The sequence below is a fragment of the Paramixta manurensis genome, assembly GCF_013285385.1.
GTDB lineage: Bacteria > Pseudomonadota > Gammaproteobacteria > Enterobacterales > Enterobacteriaceae > Paramixta > Paramixta manurensis.
In genome coordinates this window covers 774,055-794,549 of the sequence record NZ_CP054212.1, presented here as the reverse complement: position 1 = coordinate 794,549, position 20,495 = coordinate 774,055, and the positions used below count along the sequence as shown (strand labels likewise).

Annotated in this window: 20 protein-coding genes; 4 read left to right on the top strand and 16 right to left on the bottom strand. The window is 53.3% G+C overall.

From position 1 onward, the window contains the following. Positions 1-9: 9 nt before the first annotated feature. Entirely contained in the window at positions 10-957 is a 948-nt protein-coding gene (locus PMPD1_RS03915) for a 2-hydroxyacid dehydrogenase (protein WP_173632804.1), read from the bottom strand. A gap of 204 nt (positions 958-1,161) precedes the next feature. Between PMPD1_RS03915 and ettA the strand changes: the two genes are divergently transcribed. Next, complete coding sequence (gene ettA / locus PMPD1_RS03910) at positions 1,162-2,829, top strand: energy-dependent translational throttle protein EttA (RefSeq protein WP_173632803.1); 1,668 nt, start codon at positions 1,162-1,164, stop codon at positions 2,827-2,829. Between the two features lie 49 nt (positions 2,830-2,878). On the opposite strand, the gene PMPD1_RS03905 is transcribed toward ettA, so the two are convergent. Further along, a complete protein-coding gene (locus PMPD1_RS03905; RefSeq protein ID WP_435529710.1) occupies positions 2,879-3,772 on the bottom strand; it encodes a LysR family transcriptional regulator in 894 nt (297 codons plus the stop codon). Positions 3,773-3,870: 98 nt separating this feature from the next. Between PMPD1_RS03905 and PMPD1_RS03900 the strand changes: the two genes are divergently transcribed. Then, on the top strand, positions 3,871-4,872 hold the full coding sequence (locus tag PMPD1_RS03900) for a zinc-binding alcohol dehydrogenase family protein (RefSeq protein WP_173632802.1): 1,002 nt from the start codon (positions 3,871-3,873) through the stop codon (positions 4,870-4,872). 40 nt (positions 4,873-4,912) lie between these two features. Here the strand turns inward: PMPD1_RS03900 and nadR are convergent, their stop codons facing one another. The 3 genes from nadR to serB are packed head-to-tail and all read right to left on the bottom strand — an operon-like array spanning position 4,913 to position 8,544. Then, the gene (gene nadR / locus PMPD1_RS03895) at positions 4,913-6,145 is read right to left on the bottom strand and encodes a multifunctional transcriptional regulator/nicotinamide-nucleotide adenylyltransferase/ribosylnicotinamide kinase NadR (RefSeq protein WP_173632801.1); all 1,233 of its coding nucleotides are present in this window, start codon (positions 6,143-6,145) and stop codon (positions 4,913-4,915) included. A gap of 25 nt (positions 6,146-6,170) precedes the next feature. After that, the gene (gene radA / locus PMPD1_RS03890) at positions 6,171-7,553 is read right to left on the bottom strand and encodes a DNA repair protein RadA (protein ID WP_173632800.1); all 1,383 of its coding nucleotides are present in this window, start codon (positions 7,551-7,553) and stop codon (positions 6,171-6,173) included. Positions 7,554-7,566: 13 nt separating this feature from the next. Continuing rightward, positions 7,567-8,544: a phosphoserine phosphatase gene (gene serB / locus PMPD1_RS03885; protein WP_173632799.1), complete on the bottom strand. Its 978-nt coding sequence runs from the start codon at positions 8,542-8,544 to the stop codon at positions 7,567-7,569. 128 nt (positions 8,545-8,672) lie between these two features. Here serB and PMPD1_RS03880 point away from each other — a divergent pair, with 128 nt between their 5' ends. Next, complete coding sequence (locus tag PMPD1_RS03880) at positions 8,673-9,326, top strand: YtjB family periplasmic protein (RefSeq protein ID WP_173632798.1); 654 nt, start codon at positions 8,673-8,675, stop codon at positions 9,324-9,326. 78 nt (positions 9,327-9,404) lie between these two features. On the opposite strand, the gene deoD is transcribed toward PMPD1_RS03880, so the two are convergent. From deoD to PMPD1_RS03825, 11 genes are all read right to left on the bottom strand, one after another. After that, a complete protein-coding gene (gene deoD / locus PMPD1_RS03875) occupies positions 9,405-10,130 on the bottom strand; it encodes a purine-nucleoside phosphorylase (RefSeq protein ID WP_173632797.1) in 726 nt (241 codons plus the stop codon). A gap of 70 nt (positions 10,131-10,200) precedes the next feature. Continuing rightward, a complete protein-coding gene (gene deoB / locus PMPD1_RS03870) occupies positions 10,201-11,424 on the bottom strand; it encodes a phosphopentomutase (RefSeq protein ID WP_173632796.1) in 1,224 nt (407 codons plus the stop codon). Positions 11,425-11,542: 118 nt separating this feature from the next. Beyond that, a complete protein-coding gene (gene deoA / locus PMPD1_RS03865; protein ID WP_173632795.1) occupies positions 11,543-12,865 on the bottom strand; it encodes a thymidine phosphorylase in 1,323 nt (440 codons plus the stop codon). A gap of 99 nt (positions 12,866-12,964) precedes the next feature. Further along, positions 12,965-13,744 (bottom strand): deoxyribose-phosphate aldolase, encoded by a 780-nt coding sequence (gene deoC, locus PMPD1_RS03860; RefSeq protein WP_173632794.1) that lies wholly within the window; start codon positions 13,742-13,744, stop codon positions 12,965-12,967. A 379-nt stretch (positions 13,745-14,123) separates the two neighbouring features. Beyond that, the gene (locus PMPD1_RS03855; RefSeq protein ID WP_173632793.1) at positions 14,124-14,894 is read right to left on the bottom strand and encodes a TatD family hydrolase; all 771 of its coding nucleotides are present in this window, start codon (positions 14,892-14,894) and stop codon (positions 14,124-14,126) included. Beyond that, on the bottom strand, positions 14,891-15,961 hold the full coding sequence (locus tag PMPD1_RS03850) for a patatin-like phospholipase family protein (RefSeq protein ID WP_173632792.1): 1,071 nt from the start codon (positions 15,959-15,961) through the stop codon (positions 14,891-14,893). The genes PMPD1_RS03855 and PMPD1_RS03850 overlap by 4 nt, the downstream gene beginning before the upstream one ends. 10 nt (positions 15,962-15,971) lie before the next feature. Next, positions 15,972-16,157, bottom strand: a complete 186-nt coding sequence (locus PMPD1_RS03845) for a CsbD family protein (RefSeq protein WP_173632791.1) — start codon at positions 16,155-16,157, stop codon at positions 15,972-15,974. 41 nt (positions 16,158-16,198) lie between these two features. Next, complete coding sequence (locus tag PMPD1_RS03840) at positions 16,199-16,360, bottom strand: DUF1328 domain-containing protein (RefSeq protein WP_173632790.1); 162 nt, start codon at positions 16,358-16,360, stop codon at positions 16,199-16,201. 132 nt (positions 16,361-16,492) lie between these two features. Next, on the bottom strand, positions 16,493-17,107 hold the full coding sequence (gene osmY / locus PMPD1_RS03835; protein WP_173632789.1) for a molecular chaperone OsmY: 615 nt from the start codon (positions 17,105-17,107) through the stop codon (positions 16,493-16,495). Between the two features lie 270 nt (positions 17,108-17,377). Next, positions 17,378-18,967 carry a peptide chain release factor 3 gene (gene prfC, locus PMPD1_RS03830; RefSeq protein WP_173632788.1) on the bottom strand — a complete coding sequence of 530 codons (1,590 nt, stop codon included), beginning with the start codon at positions 18,965-18,967 and terminating at the stop codon, positions 17,378-17,380. Positions 18,968-19,154: 187 nt separating this feature from the next. Next, positions 19,155-19,583, bottom strand: a complete 429-nt coding sequence (locus tag PMPD1_RS03825) for a lipoprotein (RefSeq protein ID WP_173632787.1) — start codon at positions 19,581-19,583, stop codon at positions 19,155-19,157. Positions 19,584-20,053: 470 nt separating this feature from the next. Here PMPD1_RS03825 and PMPD1_RS03820 point away from each other — a divergent pair, with 470 nt between their 5' ends. Further along, positions 20,054-20,482: a TOBE domain-containing protein gene (locus tag PMPD1_RS03820; protein ID WP_173632786.1), complete on the top strand. Its 429-nt coding sequence runs from the start codon at positions 20,054-20,056 to the stop codon at positions 20,480-20,482. Positions 20,483-20,495: the final 13 nt, after the last annotated feature.

Sequence of the window (20,495 nt, the reverse complement as noted above, 5' to 3'; positions counted from 1 at the left end):
AACCGTGGGCTAAATCTGGCGGTAAAGCACCGTTTCTCCATCACGTAGCCGCCGTAAGTTTTCGCACATTATGTCCACATTGCCGCGCTGAGAAATATCGGTAACGCCGGCAATATGCGGCGTGGCGATGACCGGATAGTGAAACAGCGGGTCGAGCGGGTCCGGCGGTTCCTGCCAGAAAACATCCAACCCAACGCCAGCAAGATGCTGGCTTTCCAGCGCGGCCAGTAGTGCGTTTTTATCAATCAAACCACCGCGCCCCAGATTGACCAGAAAACGTCCCGGCGGCATCTGCGCCAGGGCTTGCGCGTCAATAATATGGTGTGTCTGCGCATTTTCCGGCAGGCTTAATACCACAAAATCCGCCTGCGCCAGCAGTTCCGGTAACTGTTCCATGGTTCCCAGCCAGTCAAGCTGATGCCGACGGGCAAACTCAGCATCGGCCTGGCGTTTGACGCCAATTAGCCGCACGCCGAATGCCGTTAGCCTGGCGGCTAATGCCTGCCCGATGCCGCCCAGCCCGACTAACCCGACAGTTTTGCCGGTCAGCCCCAACCCGATAGGTTCTCCCATGCGTTGGGCGGCAAATTGAGCCGGTAGCGTCCACGTCTGCCGCGCCAGGCCGATGATCATCCATACGCCCAGCTCCGCCACCGCATCGGCGTTCCCTGAGCTTTCCGAGGGGACATTAGCGACCGCGATGCCGCGTTGCCCGGCGGCGTCAATATCAATCCGCTCCATCCCGGCGCCCGCCTGCTGAATTAACCGCAGACGGTCGGATGTCGCCAGCAACGCGGCGTCGACGCGGCTCATGCCGGGTACCAGCACCTCAAACCCCGCCAGGCTCTGTGTGGCCTGATGCGCCGAGGCGACGAATTCAACATCCGGCAGCGCCGTGCGCAATTGCGCAATAATCTCGCCCCACTGGTTCTCATCTGCTGCAATCAGCACCCGCATCGTTACCCTCCCGGTTTGGCGGTAAAAAAATCAGCATAGACATTGGGATGCGCATAAATCAAACGCTTATGCCACAAACACGTCGGATACAGAATAATCATCGGGTTATCAGCTGTGATTAAGCAGGGAAAACAGCTAAACTTCGTCATCTGAGTGGGCGGTTCGCCCCAACGACAACACAGACTCCAAGAGGCTCTTTTCAACGTGGCTCAATTCGTCTATTCCATGCATCGCGTCGGCAAAGTGGTTCCGCCGAAGCGACACATTTTAAAGAACATATCTCTCAGTTTTTTCCCTGGCGCGAAAATTGGCGTACTGGGCCTGAACGGTGCCGGTAAGTCAACGCTGCTGCGCATTATGGCCGGTATTGATAAAGATATTGAAGGCGAGGCGCGTCCTCAGCCTGGTATCAAAATTGGCTACTTGCCGCAGGAGCCGCAGCTCAATATGGCGCATACGGTACGCGAATCGGTCGAGGAAGCGGTGGCTGAAGTAGTTGGCGCGCTGAAACGTCTTGATGAAGTATATGCGCTGTACGCCGAGCCGGATGCCGATTTTGATAAGTTGGCTGCCGAGCAAGGTAAGCTGGAAGAGATTATCCAGGCGCATGACGGTCATAACCTGAATACGCAACTGGATCGCGCCGCCGATGCGCTGCGCCTGCCAGATTGGGATGCCAAAATCGCTAATTTATCCGGTGGTGAACGTCGTCGCGTCGCCATTTGCCGTCTGCTGCTGGAAAAGCCAGACATGCTGCTGCTTGACGAACCGACCAACCACCTTGACGCCGAATCCGTCGCCTGGCTGGAACGCTTCCTGCACGATTTCGAAGGCACCGTGGTGGCCATTACCCATGACCGTTACTTCCTGGATAACGTGGCGGGCTGGATTCTGGAGCTGGATCGCGGCGAAGGGATTCCGTGGGAAGGTAACTACTCCTCATGGCTGGAGCAGAAAGATCAGCGTTTGGCGCAAGAAGCCTCAGCAGAAGCGGCACGCCGTAAATCGATTGAGAAAGAGCTGGAGTGGGTGCGTCAAGGCGCAAAAGGCCGTCAGTCGAAGGGTAAAGCCCGTCTGGCACGCTTTGAAGAGTTGAACAGCACCGAATATCAGAAACGTAATGAAACCAGCGAACTGTTTATTCCACCGGGGCCGCGTCTGGGTGACAAAGTGCTGGAAGTCACTAATCTGACCAAGTCTTACGGCGATCGCGTGTTGATCGATAATCTGTCATTCGCTATCCCAAAAGGGGCGATCGTTGGCATCATCGGCCCTAACGGCGCCGGTAAATCAACGCTGTTCCGTATGCTTTCGGAACAGGAACAACCCGATAGTGGCACCATCGATCTCGGTGAAACCGTGAAACTGGCCTCGGTCGATCAGTTCCGTGACTCAATGGACAACAGCAAAACCGTCTGGGAAGAAGTCTCTGGCGGCCAGGACATTATGCGCATTGGCAGCACCGAAATGCCGAGCCGCGCTTATGTTGGCCGTTTTAACTTCAAAGGGACTGACCAGGGTAAACACGTTGGCGAGTTGTCTGGTGGTGAGCGCGGTCGTCTGCACCTGGCAAAACTGCTGCAGGTTGGCGGAAACATGCTGCTGCTGGATGAACCGACCAACGATTTGGATATTGAGACGCTGCGTGCGCTAGAAAACGCCCTGCTGGAGTTCCCTGGCTGCGCCATGGTTATTTCGCATGACCGTTGGTTCCTTGACCGTATCGCGACCCATATTCTGGATTATCAAGATGAAGGTAAAATTGAATTCTTCGAAGGTAACTTTACCGAATATGAAGAGTACAAAAAACGCACGCTGGGCGCGGAGGCTTTGGAGCCGAAACGCATGAAATATAAGCGTATGGCGAAGTAAGTTTCTGCCGTCTTCAGGGTGAGGTAACCTCGCCCTGATTTTCGGTTTGTTAACGATAAAACTCAGTAAACACCGGCGAACGTAAGGCGAAATCAACAAAGGTCGCCAGCGCCGGTGAATTTAATTTCCGTCCCGGATAGACCAGCCACAGTTCATTCCCCTCCACTTCCCACTCCGGCAACACTTCCACCAACCGCCGCTGCGCAAGCAAATCATGTGTTAAGAAACGCGGTAACAGCGTAATTCCGGCATCACCCAGCGCACATTCACGCGCATAAACCAGGTTATCGGTCAGATGGGAAGGTGGCAGCAACCAGCGATAATAGGCGTCCTGGCGTTTTAGCAGCCATTCCGTCCAGGCGCGATGCGCAATACAGCGGTGTTCAGCCAGTTGTTGAGGATGCTCAATTGCCGGATGCTGCGCCAGGTAGTGCGCAGAGGCCACCAATTGGCGTTGACAATACCCCACGCGACGGCCAATTAATGAAGAGTCCTGCGGTTTACCGGTACGTAGCGCCACATCAAACCCCTCCTGCACCAGATCGCGAATATCATCAGACACCGACACTTCCAGCGTCACATCGGGAAACCGGCGCTGAAACTCCGCATTGCAACGTGCCAGCAAGGTCGCGCCAATTCCGGCCGGGCTGGTGATGCGCAGGCGACCACTGGGATTGGCGCGCAATCGTTCAATGGCCTGATCCGCCCGTTCGCTGGCTTGCATAATCTCCTGACAATGGATCAGGTAGCGCTCGCCGGCAAACGTCAGGTTAAGCTGACGCGTGGTGCGGTTCAATAGACGTAGGCCCAGCGTTTGTTCTAACTGGCTAATGCGCTGACTGACGCTGGATTTCGGCAATCCCGCCCGTCGCGCCGCCGCGGTAAAACTACCGCATTCCGCCACCAGCGCAAACAGCGCCATATCCTGTAATCGTTTAAACATTATTGTTCACCTTACATGAACACTGTGTGATTCATTGTCCATCTTATCACCTTAGTCGGAAGGTTCTACACTAAGGCTATCTATTAAGGAGAAGCCCCATGAATATTAGAGCCATCGCGATCAATCCTGAAAAACCGCAACAGTTTATTGAAATTCAGCCGGAAAAACCGACGCCCGGTGAATATGACCTGCTGGTTGAAGTGAAAGCCGCCTCGGTCAACCCGGTGGATACCAAAGTACATAAAGGCGCGCAGAAAAATGGTCTGCAACAGCCGCGTATCCTCGGCTGGGATGCCAGCGGCGTGGTGCTGGAAACCGGCAGTAAAGTCAGCGGCTTTAAAGCTGGCGATGAAGTCTATTACGCCGGAGATATTACCCGTCCGGGCAGTAACAGTACCCATCAACTGATTGATGCGCGTATTGTCGGTCATAAACCGAAATCGCTGGACTGGGCAGCGGCGGCGGCCATTCCGCTCACCGCGCTAACCGCCTGGGAAGGCCTTTTTGAGCGCTTAAATCTGCAGCAAGCAACCGCAGATCAAACCCTGCTGATCGTTGGCGGCGCAGGCGGCGTCGGTTCGCTGGCGATCCCTTTCGCTAAGCTACATAGCAAGGTAAAAATTATTGCCACCGCTTCACGTCCTGACTCGGCGCAATGGTGCCGCGATCGCGGCGCTGACCTGATCGTGAATTATCAGGATATGGTCGGCGAGTTGGAAAAAGAGGGAATTAAGCAGGTTGATTATATTTTCTGTCTGAACGATACCGATGGACACTGGCAGGCGATGAGCCAACTGATTGCGCCGCAGGGGCATATTTGTACCATTGTTGAAAATGAACACCCGCTGAGCATGGATCAGTTAAAACTGAAAAGCGCCGCATTGCATTTCGAATTTATGTATACCCGCAGCATGTATACCACGCCGGATATTGCACGGCAGGGAGAAATTCTGGATGAGGTGGCCGGGTTACTGGATGCCGGGAAAATAACCACTACGCTGAATGAAACCTTGCAAGGGCTGAGTGTAGAGACGCTGAATGAAGCGCATAAACGCGTGTTGGAAGGTCATATGCGCGGCAAAGTGGTGATTGCGTACTAAGTTTGCTGAAGGGCTGGCAGCATCCAGCCCTTCCCTGCCTCTAGGGTTGATCCCCTAACATCGCCTTTACGAGCTCAACGCAGCGCAGAAAGCGCGCATCGTAGTCGTTCTCTTCGACATGAACGTAATCCACCTGGTTCTCTTCCAACAACGCCACCAGCAAGTTCTGGAACTCTTTACGATCAACCGAGCTGCCGAGGCTGCGTAAACCATCCGCGATCCAAGGCACATTGTTCTCCATCAGGATCACCAGATCGAAACGGTATTCATCGATCAATGCCTGCACAAAGGGATGTTCACGTCCTTCGTATTTCTTGCAAAACGCCTGCGTAGTGACAAAATCGGTATCAATAAACGCCACCTTATTGGCGTACTTCACCGCAAAATCGATATATTGCGCCTGCCCTAACGCAATTTTATCGTAGTCAGAATACTGGAGCGCCATCTCATCGCCGCCGAGGTGTGAAAACACATAATCCCGGCCATATTCCCAGGCGCTGGTGGTGTTAAAGATATTCGCCAGCTTGTTCACCAGCGTTGACTTGCCGCTGGATTCTCCGCCCAACACCGCCACGGTACGCACAAAAAACGGTTTGACCTCGGTGGGGATATATTCCCAGTAGCGGAATGGATCCTGACGTATCTGCGCGCCGCTGATATTCATAAAAGAGCGGCGCGGATCGACCACCACCGCTTCAATACCCAAATGGGCCAGAAACTGCGGGGCATCAAGCTCCTCGCTGGTATAGACCCGGTTTGGCGCGATCCCCTGCTGCGCCATAAACGCGCTAATGCCGGTGCTCCAGACATCCCACCCGTGTGGATAGGGTTCCATTCCCTCTTCATTGAAGGCATGAATACGGATGTTTTTCTGGTATTTAAAGGTCTGTAACAGCCAACGGAGCCGATCGCTCACAGTGGGCTGCTGCGACATCGCGCTATCTTCAAACAGTTGACGGTCACGCGGTTCATCGTAGCCCATCACGATATGCAGTTCGTCAACCTGGCTACAGGCGCGCTGGATCAGGTAAATATGGCCGGTATGCAGCGGATAAAACTTGCCAAACACCACGCCGACGGTTTTTTCACGGCGCGGGAACTCCAGCCCCAGGTAGCGATGCAGCGCTTCCAGTTTTTGCGCGCTCGGACTTTTGATTTTGGCATTTAGCAACTGGCTCAGATAGCCCTTGGTCATGCCGCTGGCATCGGCGACCTGTTGCAGGGTATGCCCCTGTTGGCGGATCGCGTTTTTCAAATACTCAAATGTCGACATGAACTGCCCTCCCTAAGGCTACCCGCTATAAATCATCCAAAATCGCCAGCGCATCCGCCAGTTTTTTCACGCCGTAGACCTTCATATTTTCCGGCGGTTTTTTCGGTACGTTAGCCGCCGGAACGATGGCGCGACGGAACCCGTGCTTCGCCGCTTCCGAAATACGCTCCTGCCCGCTGGGTACCGGGCGGATTTCCCCTGCCAGCCCAACTTCGCCAAACACCACCAAGTCCTGCGGCAACGGTCGGTCACGCAGGCTGGAAACCATCGATAACATCAATGCCAGATCGGCGCTGGTTTCCGTCACCTTTACCCCGCCGACCACGTTGACAAACACGTCCTGATCGGCCATCTGCAAGCCGCCGTGGCGATGCAACACCGCCAGCAGAATCGCCAACCGGTTTTGTTCAAGACCAACCGCAACCCGACGCGGATTGCCCATCATGGAGTGATCAACCAGCGCCTGGATTTCTACCAGCAGTGGGCGTGTTCCTTCCCACAGCACCATCACCGAACTACCGGAGGTCACTTCATCGCCGCGTGAGAGAAAAATCGCCGACGGGTTGCTGACTTCGCGCATGCCTTGCTCGGTCATGGCGAATACGCCCAGTTCATTCACCGCCCCGAAGCGGTTTTTATGGCTGCGTAGGGTGCGATAACGCGAATCTGCATCGCCGTCCAGCAACACCGAGCAGTCAATACAGTGTTCCAGCACTTTTGGGCCGGCCAGTGAGCCATCTTTCGTCACATGCCCCACCATCACAATCGCCACGCCGCGCGTTTTCGCGAAGCGCGTCAGATACGCGGCGGTTTCACGCACCTGCGCCACACTGCCGGGTGAAGATTGAATATCCGCCATATGCATCACCTGAATAGAATCAATCACCATCAATTTGGGTTGTTCTTGCTCGGCGATCAGGCAGATTTGCTCAATACTGGTTTCTGACAGCATATTCAGGTTGTCTGCCGGTAACCCAAGGCGATGCGCCCGCATCGCGACCTGTTGCAGGGACTCTTCCCCGGTGACATACAGCGTTTTCATCTCCTGCGCCAGGCGGCACAGCGTTTGCAGCAGCAGCGTACTTTTCCCGGCGCCAGGGTTACCGCCGATCAAAATGGCGCTCCCCGGCACTACGCCGCCGCCCAGCACGCGGTCAAACTCTTTAAAACCGGTGGAGAAGCGCGGCAAGGCTTCGAGGCTGATTTCCGACAATTTTTGCACGCGGCTGGTTCCGGCACTGCCCGCATAACCTGCCAGCCGCTCGTTGCGCGCCACCGTCGGTGAAGCGGCGAGGCGTACTTCAGTAATGGTGTTCCAGGCGTGGCAGGCGCTGCATTGCCCCTGCCAACGCGGATAGTCTGCGCCACATTCGTTGCATACGAAGGCGCGTTTTACCGCTTTTGCCAAAGTAATTCCTTAGTTAACGCTCTTCGTGGATCAGGCTGCCGCTGAGAATACAGAATACCCCCATTAAATCCGCATGACGGATGATCACTTCAGCCTGTTCATTGACTTTCGGCTTCGCGTGATAGGCAATCCCCAACGCCGATGCCTGAATCATTAACAGGTCATTTGCACCGTCGCCAATGGCAACAGTTTGCCCGGCGGCGATGTCAAACTTATCGGCTAATTTTAACAGCGTATCCGCTTTATATTGCGCATCCACAATCGGGCCATACACTTCGCCGGTTAATTTACCGTCGCGGATAACCAATTCATTGGCGGCCACCGCGGCGAGATGGAGTTTATCGCGCAGGTATTCGGCAAACCAGGTAAAGCCGCCGGAGGCAATCGCCACCTGCCATCCTAACGCCTGTAATTTCTGTACTAATGTGGTTAAGCCGGGCATTAACGGCATCTGGTCGCGCACCTGACGTAGAATATCGGCGTCGGCGCCAGCCAGTGTCGCCACGCGCTCACGCAGGCTAGCGGAAAAATCCAGCTCGCCACGCATTGCGCGCTCGGTCACTTCTGCGACACGCTCGCCGCACCCCGCCAGTTTGGCGATTTCATCAATACATTCAATCTGAATCGCGGTTGAGTCCATATCCATCACCAGCAAACCAGGCGTTTTCAGATGTGGAATTTTACCGAGCGGCGCGACATCCAGCCCAGCCTGATGCGCTAATTTGCTGGCACGCGGCGTCAGAGAGCCCGCCAGGCGAATAACCTGATAGTCATCCACACACCAGGCGCTGACAATCACCATCGCCGCGCCAAGTTGGTGCTGATAATCGGTCAACCGCTGTTTATCAAGCTGGCGCCCGTACAGCAGCCATCCGGTACGCCCGGCACGGTAATCCAGCGGCATGACTTCATCACCGCTCAGTGAAAGGGGTAGCCCCGGCCAGAGAGAGACATCGGAAGGGAGATCGCACCAGGTCAGACGATTAGGCATTACAGCTCCTGTAAGGACATTTTAACCACGATAAAACCACGCAAGAGGCTACCTTGTAAGCCGCGCTTCTGGCAACATAAAGTGTCGAAAACAGGCGCGGCCCTGTTCACAAAGTTTGAAGGTTAAAGATGGCTAAAGCCAAACTGAAATTTCGTCTGCATCGCACGGTCATTGTGCTGATTTGCCTGGCACTGCTGGTGGTGTTGATGCAGGGCGCTTCATGGTTCAGCATGGGTCACCAAATGGCGCGGTCCGGGCAGGTCGAGGATCTGGCGCGCACGCTGACCAAACAGGTCGCCTTTAGCCTAACGCCATTGATGGACAATAGCGACGATAACCGCGCGCAGATCGAAGCGCTGTTGCAGCAAATGACCGATCATAGCCGTATTCTCGACGCGGCGGTTTATGACGCCGACGGTACACAGATCGCCACCAGCGGCGAAGGCATAAGCGTGCGTGATCGGTTAGCGTTGGACGGTAAACGCGCCGGTAGCTACTTCAACCATCAGATAGTTCAACCGTTGGCCAATCGCGATGGGCCGCTCGGTTTTTTGCGCGTGACGCTGGATACGCATGTGTTGGTGACCGATGCGCGTCAGGTGGACAATACCACCAATGTGTTGCGTTTGATGATGTTGCTGGCGCTGGCGATTGGCATTATTTTGAGCCGGACGTTGCTGCGCGATCGGCGTACGCGTTGGCAGCAGTCGCCGTTTTTGCTGACGGCCAGTAATCCGGTGAAGGAAGATGAGGATGATGAGAGTACGCCGTCGCCGCAATAGTCTCTCTTGGAGAGGCTTTCACGGTTTCGGCGTTGCTGCAAAACCAACGGCGTTTCTCTCGCCTGAACGGCGAGCGAATTAATCGCCCAACAGCACGGACTCCAACGCAATATGGATCATTTCGCTGAACGTCGTCTGACGCTCGGCGGCGGTCGTCGCTTCATGACGCAGAATATGATCGGAAACGGTACAAATGGTCAACGCCTTACAACCGTACTCCTCCTGCAACTCGGCAACCACGCCATAAATCCCGGCAGCTTCCATTTCTACGCCCAAAATTCCGTACTTCTTCATCACCTGAAACATATCGGCATCTGGCGTGTAGAACAAATCAGCGGAGAAAATATTACCTACGCGCGCCGGAATATTCTGTGCCGCCGCCGCATCGACTGCGTTACGCACCATATCGAAATCGGCAATCGCCGCAAAATCATGGTCTTTAAAACGCAGACGGTTCACTTTCGAATCGGTACAGGCGCCCATGCCAATCACCACATCACGCAGCTTAACGTCATCCCGCACCGCGCCACAGGAACCCACGCGAATAATCTTCTTCACGCCAAAGTCCACAATCAGCTCACGCGCATAAATGGAGCAGGATGGGATCCCCATGCCGTGGCCCATCACCGAGATCTTACGGCCTTTATAGGTTCCGGTAAAACCCAGCATGCCACGCACGTTATTCACTTCGACCGCGTTCTCTAAAAAGTTTTCCGCGATATGTTTGGCGCGCAACGGATCGCCCGGCATCAGTACCACGTCCGCGAAATCACCGAGTTCAGCGTTAATATGAGGCGTTGCCATAATGTTATTCCTTGAAGATAAATGTCGGAGCCGGATTTAACGGCCCCGAAAAAGAGAAATGCATACCGCGTTACAGCATGCTTTTGCCGTATTCCATAGCGGAAAGGCCAAAATATTTCGCCACCGTCTGGCCGATGTCGGCAAAGGTATCACGGTAACCCAGCGAACCTGGTTTCACCTGTGGGCCGTAGATCAGTACCGGAATATGCTCGCGCGTATGATCGGTACCCTGCCAAGTGGGATCGCAACCGTGATCGGCAGTCAGAATCAGAATATCGCCCTCTTTCACCAGCGCCATCAGTTCTGGTAAACGACGGTCGAACAACTCCAGCCCACCAGCGTAACCGGCAACATCGCGACGATGGCCCCACGCGGAGTCAAAATCCACAAAGTTGGTGAAAACAATCGAATTATCCGGCGCCGACGCCATCTCTTTGATTGTCGCATCGAACAACGCATCTAACCCGGTGGCTTTCACTTTTTTGGTGATACCCACTTGTGCGTAAATATCCGCGATCTTACCAACCGAAATCACTTCGCCATTTTGCTCATCCACCAGCTTTTTCAGGATGGTAGGAGACGGCGGCTCAACCGCCAGATCGTGACGGTTACCGGTACGTTCAAAGTGACCGGGTTTATCGCCAACAAACGGGCGCGCAATAACGCGGCCAATGTTGTAGCCGCCTTCGGTCAGCTCTTCACGCGCAATCTCACACAGCTCATACAAACGATCAAGCCCGAACGTTTCTTCGTGGCAGGCAATCTGGAACACCGAATCCGCCGAGGTGTAAAAAATCGGCTTGCCGGTTTTCATATGCTCCTCACCCAACTGATCGAGGATCACGGTACCGGAGGAGTGGCAGTTACCGAGGTAACCCGGCAAACCGGCGCGTTCGACTAATTTATCCAGCAGTTCTTGTGGGAAGCTGTTCTCTTTGTCGCTAAAGTAGCCCCAATCAAACAGTACCGGCACTCCGGCGATTTCCCAGTGCCCTGACGGGGTATCTTTACCGGATGAGAGTTCGCTGGCGTAAGCATAAGCACCGATAATTTCGGCATTTTTATCCAGCCCCGGCGGGAATTTACCGGTGGATTCTTCCGCCGCTTTCCCCAAACCTAACGCGGTCAAATTCGGCAGGTTTAGCGGGCCTTTACGGCCTTTATCCGCCTCACCGTTAAAACACGCTTCAGCAATGTGACCGAGCGTATCTGAGCCTTTATCGCCGAACGTGTCGGCGTCCTTACTGGCGCCGATCCCGAAGGAATCCAACACCATGATAAATGCACGTTTCATGCAAGTCTCCTGCGCGTAAACGCGATGAGAATTTAAAAAAAAGCGATCAGAACAGTATACCCTAAATCATTCGCGTTGCGGGTAGGCGCTGAGCGAAAGAATGACGACCAGATGACGCTTATTGCGTAATTCTGCGATAGATAACCGGTGTTTCTGGCGCGGCTTCGGCACCTATCGTTACTGCCGCTTTCACCGCCTGTGCCGCCTCTTGCCACTGCGTTTCAGTGGCGGCATGAATCACTGCCAGTGGGCGTTGTTGATCGACGACCTCACCTAACTGCGCCATTTCGCTCAACCCAACACTGTAATCAATGGTGTCGCTGGCGCGGCGGCGCCCGCCGCCCATGGCGACGACCGCCATGCCCAAGGCGCGGGTATCCATTGAACTGACAATCCCTGAACGGTCGGCGTAAACGGCTTTGCTCAGCATTGGCGCCGGTAAGTAATGATCGAGCTTTTCGATAAAATCGACTGGCCCTTGTTGAGCGGCGACCATGCGGGCAAACACCTCGGCGGCCTTGCCGTTATCTAATACCGCCTGGAGTTGGCGGCGCGCATCGGCATCATCTTTCGCGAGCCCACCGGATTGCAGCATTTCGCTACAAAGCGCCAGCGTCACTTCTAACAACCGCGGATTACGGTAAACGCCGGTCAGGAACTGCACCGCTTCACGGACTTCCAGCGCATTACCGGCGCTGGAGGCCAACACTTGATTCATATCGGTGAGCAAGGCCGTTGTTTTACAGCCTGCGCCATTTGCCACGCCAACAATCGCTTGCGCCAGTTGTTCTGACTGCGCAAAGGTTGGCATAAACGCACCCGATCCCACTTTGACGTCCATCACCAACGCATCCAACCCTTCGGCCAGTTTTTTCGCCAAAATGGAGGCGGTAATCAGCGGGATCGAATCAACAGTGGCGGTAATATCGCGCGTCGCATAAAAACGTTTGTCCGCTGGCGCCAGCGAATTGGTCTGCCCAATAATCGCCACGCCAACCTCTTTAATGATGCGGCGGAAGGCATCATCGCTCGGGAAAATATCGAAGCCGGGAATCGCTTCCAGTTTATCCAGCGTTCCACCGGTATGACCGAGACCGCGCCCGGAAATCATCGGCACATAGCCGCCGCAGGCCGCAACCATCGGGCCTAGCATTAGCGAGGTTACATCCCCCACGCCGCCGGTTGAATGTTTATCCACCACTGGCCCATTAAGATTGAGGCTGCCCCAGTTCAACACGCTGCCAGAGTCACGCATCGCCATGGTCAACGCAACACGTTCAGGCAACGACATATCATGGAACCAGATGGTCATCGCCAGCGCGGCGATTTGGCCTTCGGAAACGGTGTTGTCACGTACCCCATTAATAAAGAAACGAATTTCGTCTTCCTTTAATGCGTGGCCGTCACGTTTTTTACGGATAATTTCTTGTGGCAAAAACAAGGTAACCCCCTGTTTAATCGAATCGGTCAAGGCGAGAAAAAGTCGGTCAAACCCGGTAAACGCCCACCGCGTCGGATGAACGTTTACCTGGGTGGCAGATTAGTATTTACTGTCGCTGGCGGCGCTCTGGTAACCGGCCGCGTTCAGCAAACTCGCCAGCAGGCTGGAAGCGCCAAAACGGAAATGACGCGCATCGGCCCACTCACTGCCGAGAATATCATCGGCCAGTTTCAGATAGAGTGCGGCATCATCAGCGGTACGCACACCGCCCGCCGGTTTGAAACCAACGCTCGCCTGCACACCCTTATCCCGGATCACGCTCATCATGATCTGCGCCACTTCCGGCGTCGCATTAACCGGCACCTTACCGGTAGAGGTTTTAATAAAATCGGCGCCAGCCTCAATCGCAATTTCAGAGGCCTGACGAATCAACGCTTCTTGTTTTAACTCACCGGTTTCAATAATCACTTTCAGCAACACGTTAGCTTGCGCACAAGCTTCTTTACAGGCTTTCACCAGCTCAAAACCCACCTGCGTATTACCGGCAATCAACGCGCGGTACGGAAACACCACGTCAACCTCATCGGCGCCATAGGCGATAGCGGCGCGCGTCTCCGCCAACGCAATATCAATATCATCATTGCCATGCGGAAAATTGGTCACGGTCGCGATACGAATCTCCGGCGTTCCCTGTTCACGCAAGGCTTTGCGGGCCACCGGAATAAAACGAGGATAGATACAGATAGCCGCAGTATTGCCTGCGGGGGATTTGGCCTGATGGCACAACGCAATCACTTTCGCGTCGGTGTCATCATCATTCAAAGTCGTCAGATCCATCAATTTGAGCGCGCGCAGCGCCGCAGCGGTAACATCAGTCATGGTACTCTCCGGTAAACAATTTCAGTGAGCTTTCCAACAATGGGATACTCAACACGAGGCCTTGGTTCCATGAAGAGTCGTTGAGATCCATCTCACCGCGAAAAGCGAGCTAACTCGCCAGAATGTTACTATTCTAACGTTTTGCCCGCCCCCATTACCGTGCTCACAATCACATTTAATTAAGAAACAGCTGTCGATACTAAAAACCAATCGTGACTAACATCACATTTAATCGCTGCCCGTGCGGGCCAGACGACACCGTTAGGGCAGATGATAATCGGCTATCACGATAATGTTATAATTCTAACATTATTCAGCCAGCGTCATAGGGAAAAATGCATCAAGATGAAAAAAAGGAGAGGTAAGCGAGGAAATACGCCTACAGAGCAAATACCCGGCGCGTATTTTCACGCAGCGCATTCGCCAGCGTTTCCGGTGTTTCCGTACGCAGTTCGCATAATATCTGCCAAACGTTACGGATGCGCTCGGGTCGATTGGGTTGCCCCTGAAAACCGTTGAGTGGCATGTCTGGCGCATCGGTTTCCAGTAATAAGGCGGACAGAGGGAGCTTAGCGATAGTGGTGCGGGTTTTAGTAGCGCGCGGATAGGTGATAGTCCCACCGACGCCAATCGCATAACCGGCATCAATAAATGCCTGCGCCTGCTGTAAGCTCCCGGCAAAACCGTGCACCACGCCACGACGAGGCACCTCGATACGACGTAAATGCATGGCTAATTTATCGTGCGTGCGCCGTGAATGCAGAATCACCGGCAACTGGTACTCGCGCGCCAGACGCAGTTGGGCATCCAGCAAGGCCTGTTGTTTTTCAAACAGCGGATTTTCCATATACAGATCAAGCCCGATCTCACCAATCGCCACCAGCTTTTCTGAACCCTGCCGTAGATGCTGCTCCAGTAACGCCAGGCTGGCATCATTATGGACGGCAACCGCCATTGGGTGCAGACCAAGCGCAGCATACAGCGGCGCATGTTGTTCCGCTAACGACAGCACAGTTTGAAAACGCGAGGCATCCACCGCAGGTACGATAACCTTCTCGACGCCAGCCTGCTGTGCTTGCGCCAGGCTGGCTGCTTCATCCCCGCTAAATGGCGGGAAGTCAAAATGGCAGTGGGTATCGACAAAGGTCATGCCAGTGAATCTTCATCATAATTTGCATCATTGCCCACAATATCACCCGCTACCGGGTCGAGGATAATCGGGGCGCTGTCCGGCTCATTCGCAACCGGCGCGGGCGGCGTAATCGGATGATGGCGGATAAACGACTCGCGATCGCCCTCACTCAGCCATTGCCCTAAAGTCGCGAGGAAATAGCGCCCACAACGACGCCCTAAGTGATAATCCTGATTCAGTGATGCAATACGGCTACCCAGTACGCTACTGGCGAGCGGTTTGGGCGGATAAATTTCAATAATACGCAGCCGCCCCGGCGGCTGCTCAATAAATTGCTGGATCTCGTGATAGCTCTTCTCATGCAATTGCAGGATGTTGACCAGCGGCTGTAGCGCACTTTCACCCAACCAGCGCTCCATGCGCTTTACCCATTGCGGCGTGTAATACATTTGCGAAGGCACGGTACGGATCACCACAATAGTATCTGCGCCGCGCCGTGCCGCTTCGCGCACCGGAATCGCATCGCTGATGCCGCCATCAAGGTAACCAATACCGTCCAACTCGACGCCGGGACGATAAAAGCCCGGAATCGCGCTTGAAGCTTTAATGATATTGAGCCAGGTATCGGCCGTTGGCGCGAAATAGCCAGGCGTGTAATCATCGCTGCGACAAGCACACATATAGAACTCTTTCCCGGCGGCAAATAGCGTTTCGGCCTTAGCTATGGAGAGCGGGAACTCTTGCGAAGTGATCTCTATCAACCAATCAAGATCGATAAGATGCCCGCCACGCACAAAGCGTAACGGATCAAAAAATAGTTTATTGGTGGTGTAACGCGTAATCACACGGCGGGCGTAGCCCATTTGCCCACAAACATAAGCCGAGAGATTTTGCGCACCGGCAGAGGTGCCAAACATCAGATGAAAGGGATTGAATTGCGCACGCTGGAATTCATCCAGCACGCCAGCGGTAAAAATACCGCGTTGGCCGCCGCCTTCACAGACCAGGGCAATTTTCCCTGGCCGGAAAGGCTTCAGTGCAAGTGGCTCGATAGTACCGAGCGTGACAGGAATACGTGTACCCAACCGGCGATCCTCAGTGTGGTGTTTCTTCTGAGGATACCCCTTCTTGCCGTTTTCCGTAATCCTCTTGCAGGATCCCGGAGAGCCAGTCATTGTTCCCTGTCATCCAGGCAGAATCATCATCAAACCATTCTGCCCACCACTGCGTCATTTGGCCTTTTAATTGTTTCCATTTGCCAACAACAATGTCGCTATTCATGACTGGCCTCCGTACAACGTGAATCAGATTAGCAATCCGATCTAGGGTCGTTTACGCCCGGTAAACAGGCTGATGAGGAACAGTATAATACCAACAACGAAGACAATTTTTGCCGCCCATGCTGCGGTACCAGCCAAACCACCAAAACCTAATGCTGCTGCGATCAGCGCGATCACAAGAAATATAATGCCCCAACGGAACATAAGCCTCTCCTTTACCATAGTGAAAAATCGAACTGCGTGTCTCATTCAATTCAACGGAAAAAAACCACCCCGTGAACCTTCTCTCTTTTACGGATCAAGGTGATGCCTAAAAGTTCGGCGTCACTCATCACCTTACTGTTTAACGCTTAGATCGTTCTTAACGCTCTTCACACCTTCAATCGCTTTAGCGATTCCTTCCGCACGCGATGACTGCGCTTGACTATCTACCGAGCCGGAAAGCTGAACCACGCCATCATTGGTTTCCACTTTCACCTTACGCGACGGCACGATGTCATCAGCTAATAGTTTAGCTTTAATTTCACTGGTCGTTGCCGCGTCTCCTGCATACCCCTTCATTGAGGCATTTTTACCGTCTTTAACGTGCAGTTTGTCACTCACGGATTTCACGCCCTGCACGTTTTTCACCAAGGCAACCGCTTTTTCCGCCTGGTCCTGAGAGGTGACAAAGCCACTTAACGTCACCACGCCTTGATGGGTGTTCACTGAGATGTCGGTACTTTTAATCGCAGCATCATCAACTAATGCCGCTTTCGCTTTGGCAGTAACCGTGCTGTCATCCATAAAGCCATCGACTTTTTTCATAGAGCTATCGATTTTCGAACCGGTATTGTCGGCGGTGGCCTGTGCTTTCTGCATAATGGTGCTCTCCGCCAATGCGGAACCACTCAACAGCGCTGAACCTACCATTACCGCCATCAACGTTTTTGCCATCGTAGTCTTGTTCATCGATATCTTCCTTCTCACTGATTATCCTCCCGCAACCGCGGGGGTTACCGTTACAAACGGCGTAACGGATTAAAACCGACATAATCGGTACGTTGTGCCCGAACTGTGTGCATCTGACTGCTTAATCATAGTCAACAATCTGGACTCGGTAGCTTTTTTTGGTTTAAAAACAGGCAAAAGCGAAAAAATGAAGGGTTTTTAAGAGGAGTCTGTAACAAACTGAGGGGTGTTGCGAAGAGAAACGGGCGGGAAGGCTCCCGCCCGGCGCGATTAGTGCTCGCGTGTTTTGCGGAACACCACGTCAGGGTAGCGTTCCTGGGTAATGTTCAGGTTAACCATGGTCGGCGCGATATAGGTCAGATTATCGCCGCCATCCAGCGCCAGGTTAACTTCATTTTTACGCTGAAACTCGTCGAATTTCTTCGCATCATTACATTCAACCCAACGGGCAGTGGAGACGTTGACCGACTCATAAATAGCCTCAACGTTATATTCGCTTTTTAAACGCGCCACCACCACATCAAACTGTAGCACCCCGACCGCGCCAACGATCAAATCGTTATTGGTCACCGGGCGAAACACCTGCACCGCCCCCTCTTCCGAGAGTTGCACCAGCCCTTTTAACAGTTGTTTCTGCTTCAATGGATCGCGCAGTCGGATGCGACGGAACAGTTCAGGCGCAAAGTTAGGAATACCGGTGAATTTGATATTTTCACCTTGGGTAAAGGTATCGCCAATCTGGATGGTGCCGTGATTATGCAACCCGATAATGTCCCCCGGATAGGCCTCTTCAACATGCGCGCGGTCACCCGCCATAAAGGTTAACGCATCGGCAATCACCACATCTTTACCGGTACGCACCTGGCGCAGCTTCATCCCTTTTTCATATTTGCCGGACACCACACGCATAAATGCCACGCGGTCACGGTGTTTTGGGTCCATATTGGCTTGAATTTTAAACACGAAGCCGGTGAACTTCTCTTCTTTCGCTTCAACAGTGCGCTCATCCGTCTTACGCGGCATCGGCGTTGGCGCCCAAGACACCAGGCCATCCAGCATATGGTCAACGCCGAAGTTACCCAGCGCGGTGCCGAAAAAGACCGGCGAGAGCTCACCGTTCAGAAACGCTTCCTGCTCAAACTCATGCGAGGCGCCCTGCACCAGTTCCAGCTCTTCACGCAGTTGCGCGGCAAGATCTTCGCCCACTGCGCTATCTAACTCCGGATTATGCAGCCCTTTAACAATACGCACTTCCTGGATAGTGTGGCCTTTGCCGCTCTGATACAGGTAGGTTTCATCGTTATAGAGATGGTAAACCCCTTTAAACAACTTACCGCAGCCGATCGGCCAAGTGATAGGCGCACAAGCGATCTTCAGCTCGCTTTCAACCTCATCCAGCAACTCCATCGGATCACGAATATCGCGATCCAGCTTGTTCATAAAGGTGAGGATCGGCGTGTCACGCAGGCGAGTCACTTCCATCAACTTACGGGTACGATCTTCAACACCTTTAGCCGCATCAATCACCATCAGGCAGCAGTCCACTGCGGTTAGTGTGCGGTAAGTATCTTCCGAGAAGTCTTCATGGCCTGGGGTATCCAGCAGGTTGACCAGACTTTCACGGTAGGGAAACTGCATTACCGAGGTAGTAATAGAGATACCGCGCTGCTTCTCCATCTCCATCCAGTCTGACTTTGCATGTTGATTAGAGCCACGGCCTTTTACCGTACCGGCAGTCTGGATAGCCTGCCCGAACAGCAACACTTTCTCGGTGATGGTGGTTTTACCGGCATCGGGGTGCGAAATAATGGCAAAAGTGCGGCGACGCGCCACTTCTTGCATAAAAGGAGCATTTGACATGGAGGTCTTCTGGTCTTGAAGCTGTGTCCCGCCGCGCGGTGCGCATGGCATAAACCACAGACGATTAATCACAATGGCCGGCATTTTCGCCGATCCGAAGCGGTTTAACAATGTGAAATGCCGCTTTTCTCGCCGGAAAAACGCAATAAAAAAGCTCGCCGCAGCGAGCTTTTTTACCGCAACAGGCTTAATCAAGGCTCCAGTAATCCACCACGCCACTGCGGTTAAAGGTGATGTAAAGTGAACTACCGTGGGTGATCGCCGAGTTACCGCTACGTTTGGCCTGAACCTTATTGTAACTGTCAGACGCCGAGGAAGCGGTGTCCGCCATGCCAAGCGCACTGGTGATCGCACTGGCGCCCGGGATGTACCCGGCAAGGCTTGACGCATCTTTCATATCGCCGTTTTTGTTGAACCGCCAGGTGGTGCCATACGCGCTTTCTGAATTGGAATCAGGCACGCCGTACAGCCCCTGAACTTCAGATTTGGTGGTTTTGCCTTCCACAATATGTGACTTGATATACGTTGTGCTGTATTTATCTTCTCCGCCCATCATACCGCCGGAACAGGCGGAAAGCGTGAGCACCATTAACAACCCCAATATGACTTTTTTCATTTTTTCCTCGATTTTTTATAGAGTTAGTTCTGATACCGTAGCCAGACGACGACGAATAAAACAAATATTTAACACATAAACTAACATTCGCCAACACTTTATCTCGTGGCAAAAAACGGTTGTTTGTTACCCACTGATTATTAAGAAATAGTTTTGAATTAAGTGTAAAGATTACGTCAGACCGGTCTTAATGAGAACGGCAGAGAATAACGGGAATAATAGGGGTTTCATCTGCGTTCGAAACGGTGAAAGCGAAAAAGCGTTGATTAATGATGGAGTTAATTAATCAATTGCCTTGAAAATGCGGATAGCCTCCGGCTTATAGTGCAAACCAATGGTTATCAAACGCGGCCTATTTATTCGCATCAGCCAAGGTATTCGAATACACCTCAGAAAATTACCAGGAAACCATAGCGACTCGCCCTATGTTTGACATACTCTTTTATTTTTAAGCCACAACAGGAAGCGCTATGACCATTTCAGCTCGTAATCAGTTAGCCGGTATCATCAGCAACGTCACGGATGGCGCAGTTAATGACGAAATAGAATTAACGCTAAACGGTGGAGGCAAGCTGGTTGCCGTTGTCACCCGCACCAGTAAAGAGGCGTTGGGGTTGGTCAATGGCAAACAGGCTATCGCCCTGATTAAAGCGCCGTGGGTCATTCTGGCGAGTGAGGAGTGCGGTTACCAGTTCTCAGCCCGCAACCAGTTTCCAGGCACGGTTAAAACGGTTCAGGAAGGCGCGGTTAATACCACCGTACAGGTTCAAACCGATGCCGGTTTTGAGTTAACCGCAGGGGTCACAAATGAAGCGGCTGAGGAGATGGCGCTTAAGGCGGGGAGCCGCCTGGTGGCGCTGGTGAAAGCCTCTTCCGTTATGGTCGCAGTTAAAAAGTGATACCGTTGTTTAC

Bases quoted from the DNA above. Each gene is read 5' to 3' on its own strand.
- PMPD1_RS03915 (WP_173632804.1), bottom strand. From the start codon at position 957: ATGCGGGTGCTGATTGCAGCAGATGAGAACCAGTGGGGCGAGATTATT.
- PMPD1_RS03905 (WP_435529710.1), bottom strand. From the start codon at position 3,772: ATGTTTAAACGATTACAGGATATGGCGCTGTTTGCGCTGGTGGCGGAA.
- PMPD1_RS03900 (WP_173632802.1), top strand. From the start codon at position 3,871: ATGAATATTAGAGCCATCGCGATCAATCCTGAAAAACCGCAACAGTTT.
- nadR (WP_173632801.1), bottom strand. From the start codon at position 6,145: ATGTCGACATTTGAGTATTTGAAAAACGCGATCCGCCAACAGGGGCAT.
- serB (WP_173632799.1), bottom strand. From the start codon at position 8,544: ATGCCTAATCGTCTGACCTGGTGCGATCTCCCTTCCGATGTCTCTCTC.
- PMPD1_RS03880 (WP_173632798.1), top strand. From the start codon at position 8,673: ATGGCTAAAGCCAAACTGAAATTTCGTCTGCATCGCACGGTCATTGTG.
- deoD (WP_173632797.1), bottom strand. From the start codon at position 10,130: ATGGCAACGCCTCATATTAACGCTGAACTCGGTGATTTCGCGGACGTG.
- deoB (WP_173632796.1), bottom strand. From the start codon at position 11,424: ATGAAACGTGCATTTATCATGGTGTTGGATTCCTTCGGGATCGGCGCC.
- deoC (WP_173632794.1), bottom strand. From the start codon at position 13,744: ATGACTGATGTTACCGCTGCGGCGCTGCGCGCGCTCAAATTGATGGAT.
- PMPD1_RS03855 (WP_173632793.1), bottom strand. From the start codon at position 14,894: ATGACCTTTGTCGATACCCACTGCCATTTTGACTTCCCGCCATTTAGC.
- PMPD1_RS03845 (WP_173632791.1), bottom strand. From the start codon at position 16,157: ATGAATAGCGACATTGTTGTTGGCAAATGGAAACAATTAAAAGGCCAA.
- PMPD1_RS03840 (WP_173632790.1), bottom strand. From the start codon at position 16,360: ATGTTCCGTTGGGGCATTATATTTCTTGTGATCGCGCTGATCGCAGCA.
- osmY (WP_173632789.1), bottom strand. From the start codon at position 17,107: ATGAACAAGACTACGATGGCAAAAACGTTGATGGCGGTAATGGTAGGT.
- prfC (WP_173632788.1), bottom strand. From the start codon at position 18,967: ATGTCAAATGCTCCTTTTATGCAAGAAGTGGCGCGTCGCCGCACTTTT.
- PMPD1_RS03825 (WP_173632787.1), bottom strand. From the start codon at position 19,583: ATGAAAAAAGTCATATTGGGGTTGTTAATGGTGCTCACGCTTTCCGCC.
- PMPD1_RS03820 (WP_173632786.1), top strand. From the start codon at position 20,054: ATGACCATTTCAGCTCGTAATCAGTTAGCCGGTATCATCAGCAACGTC.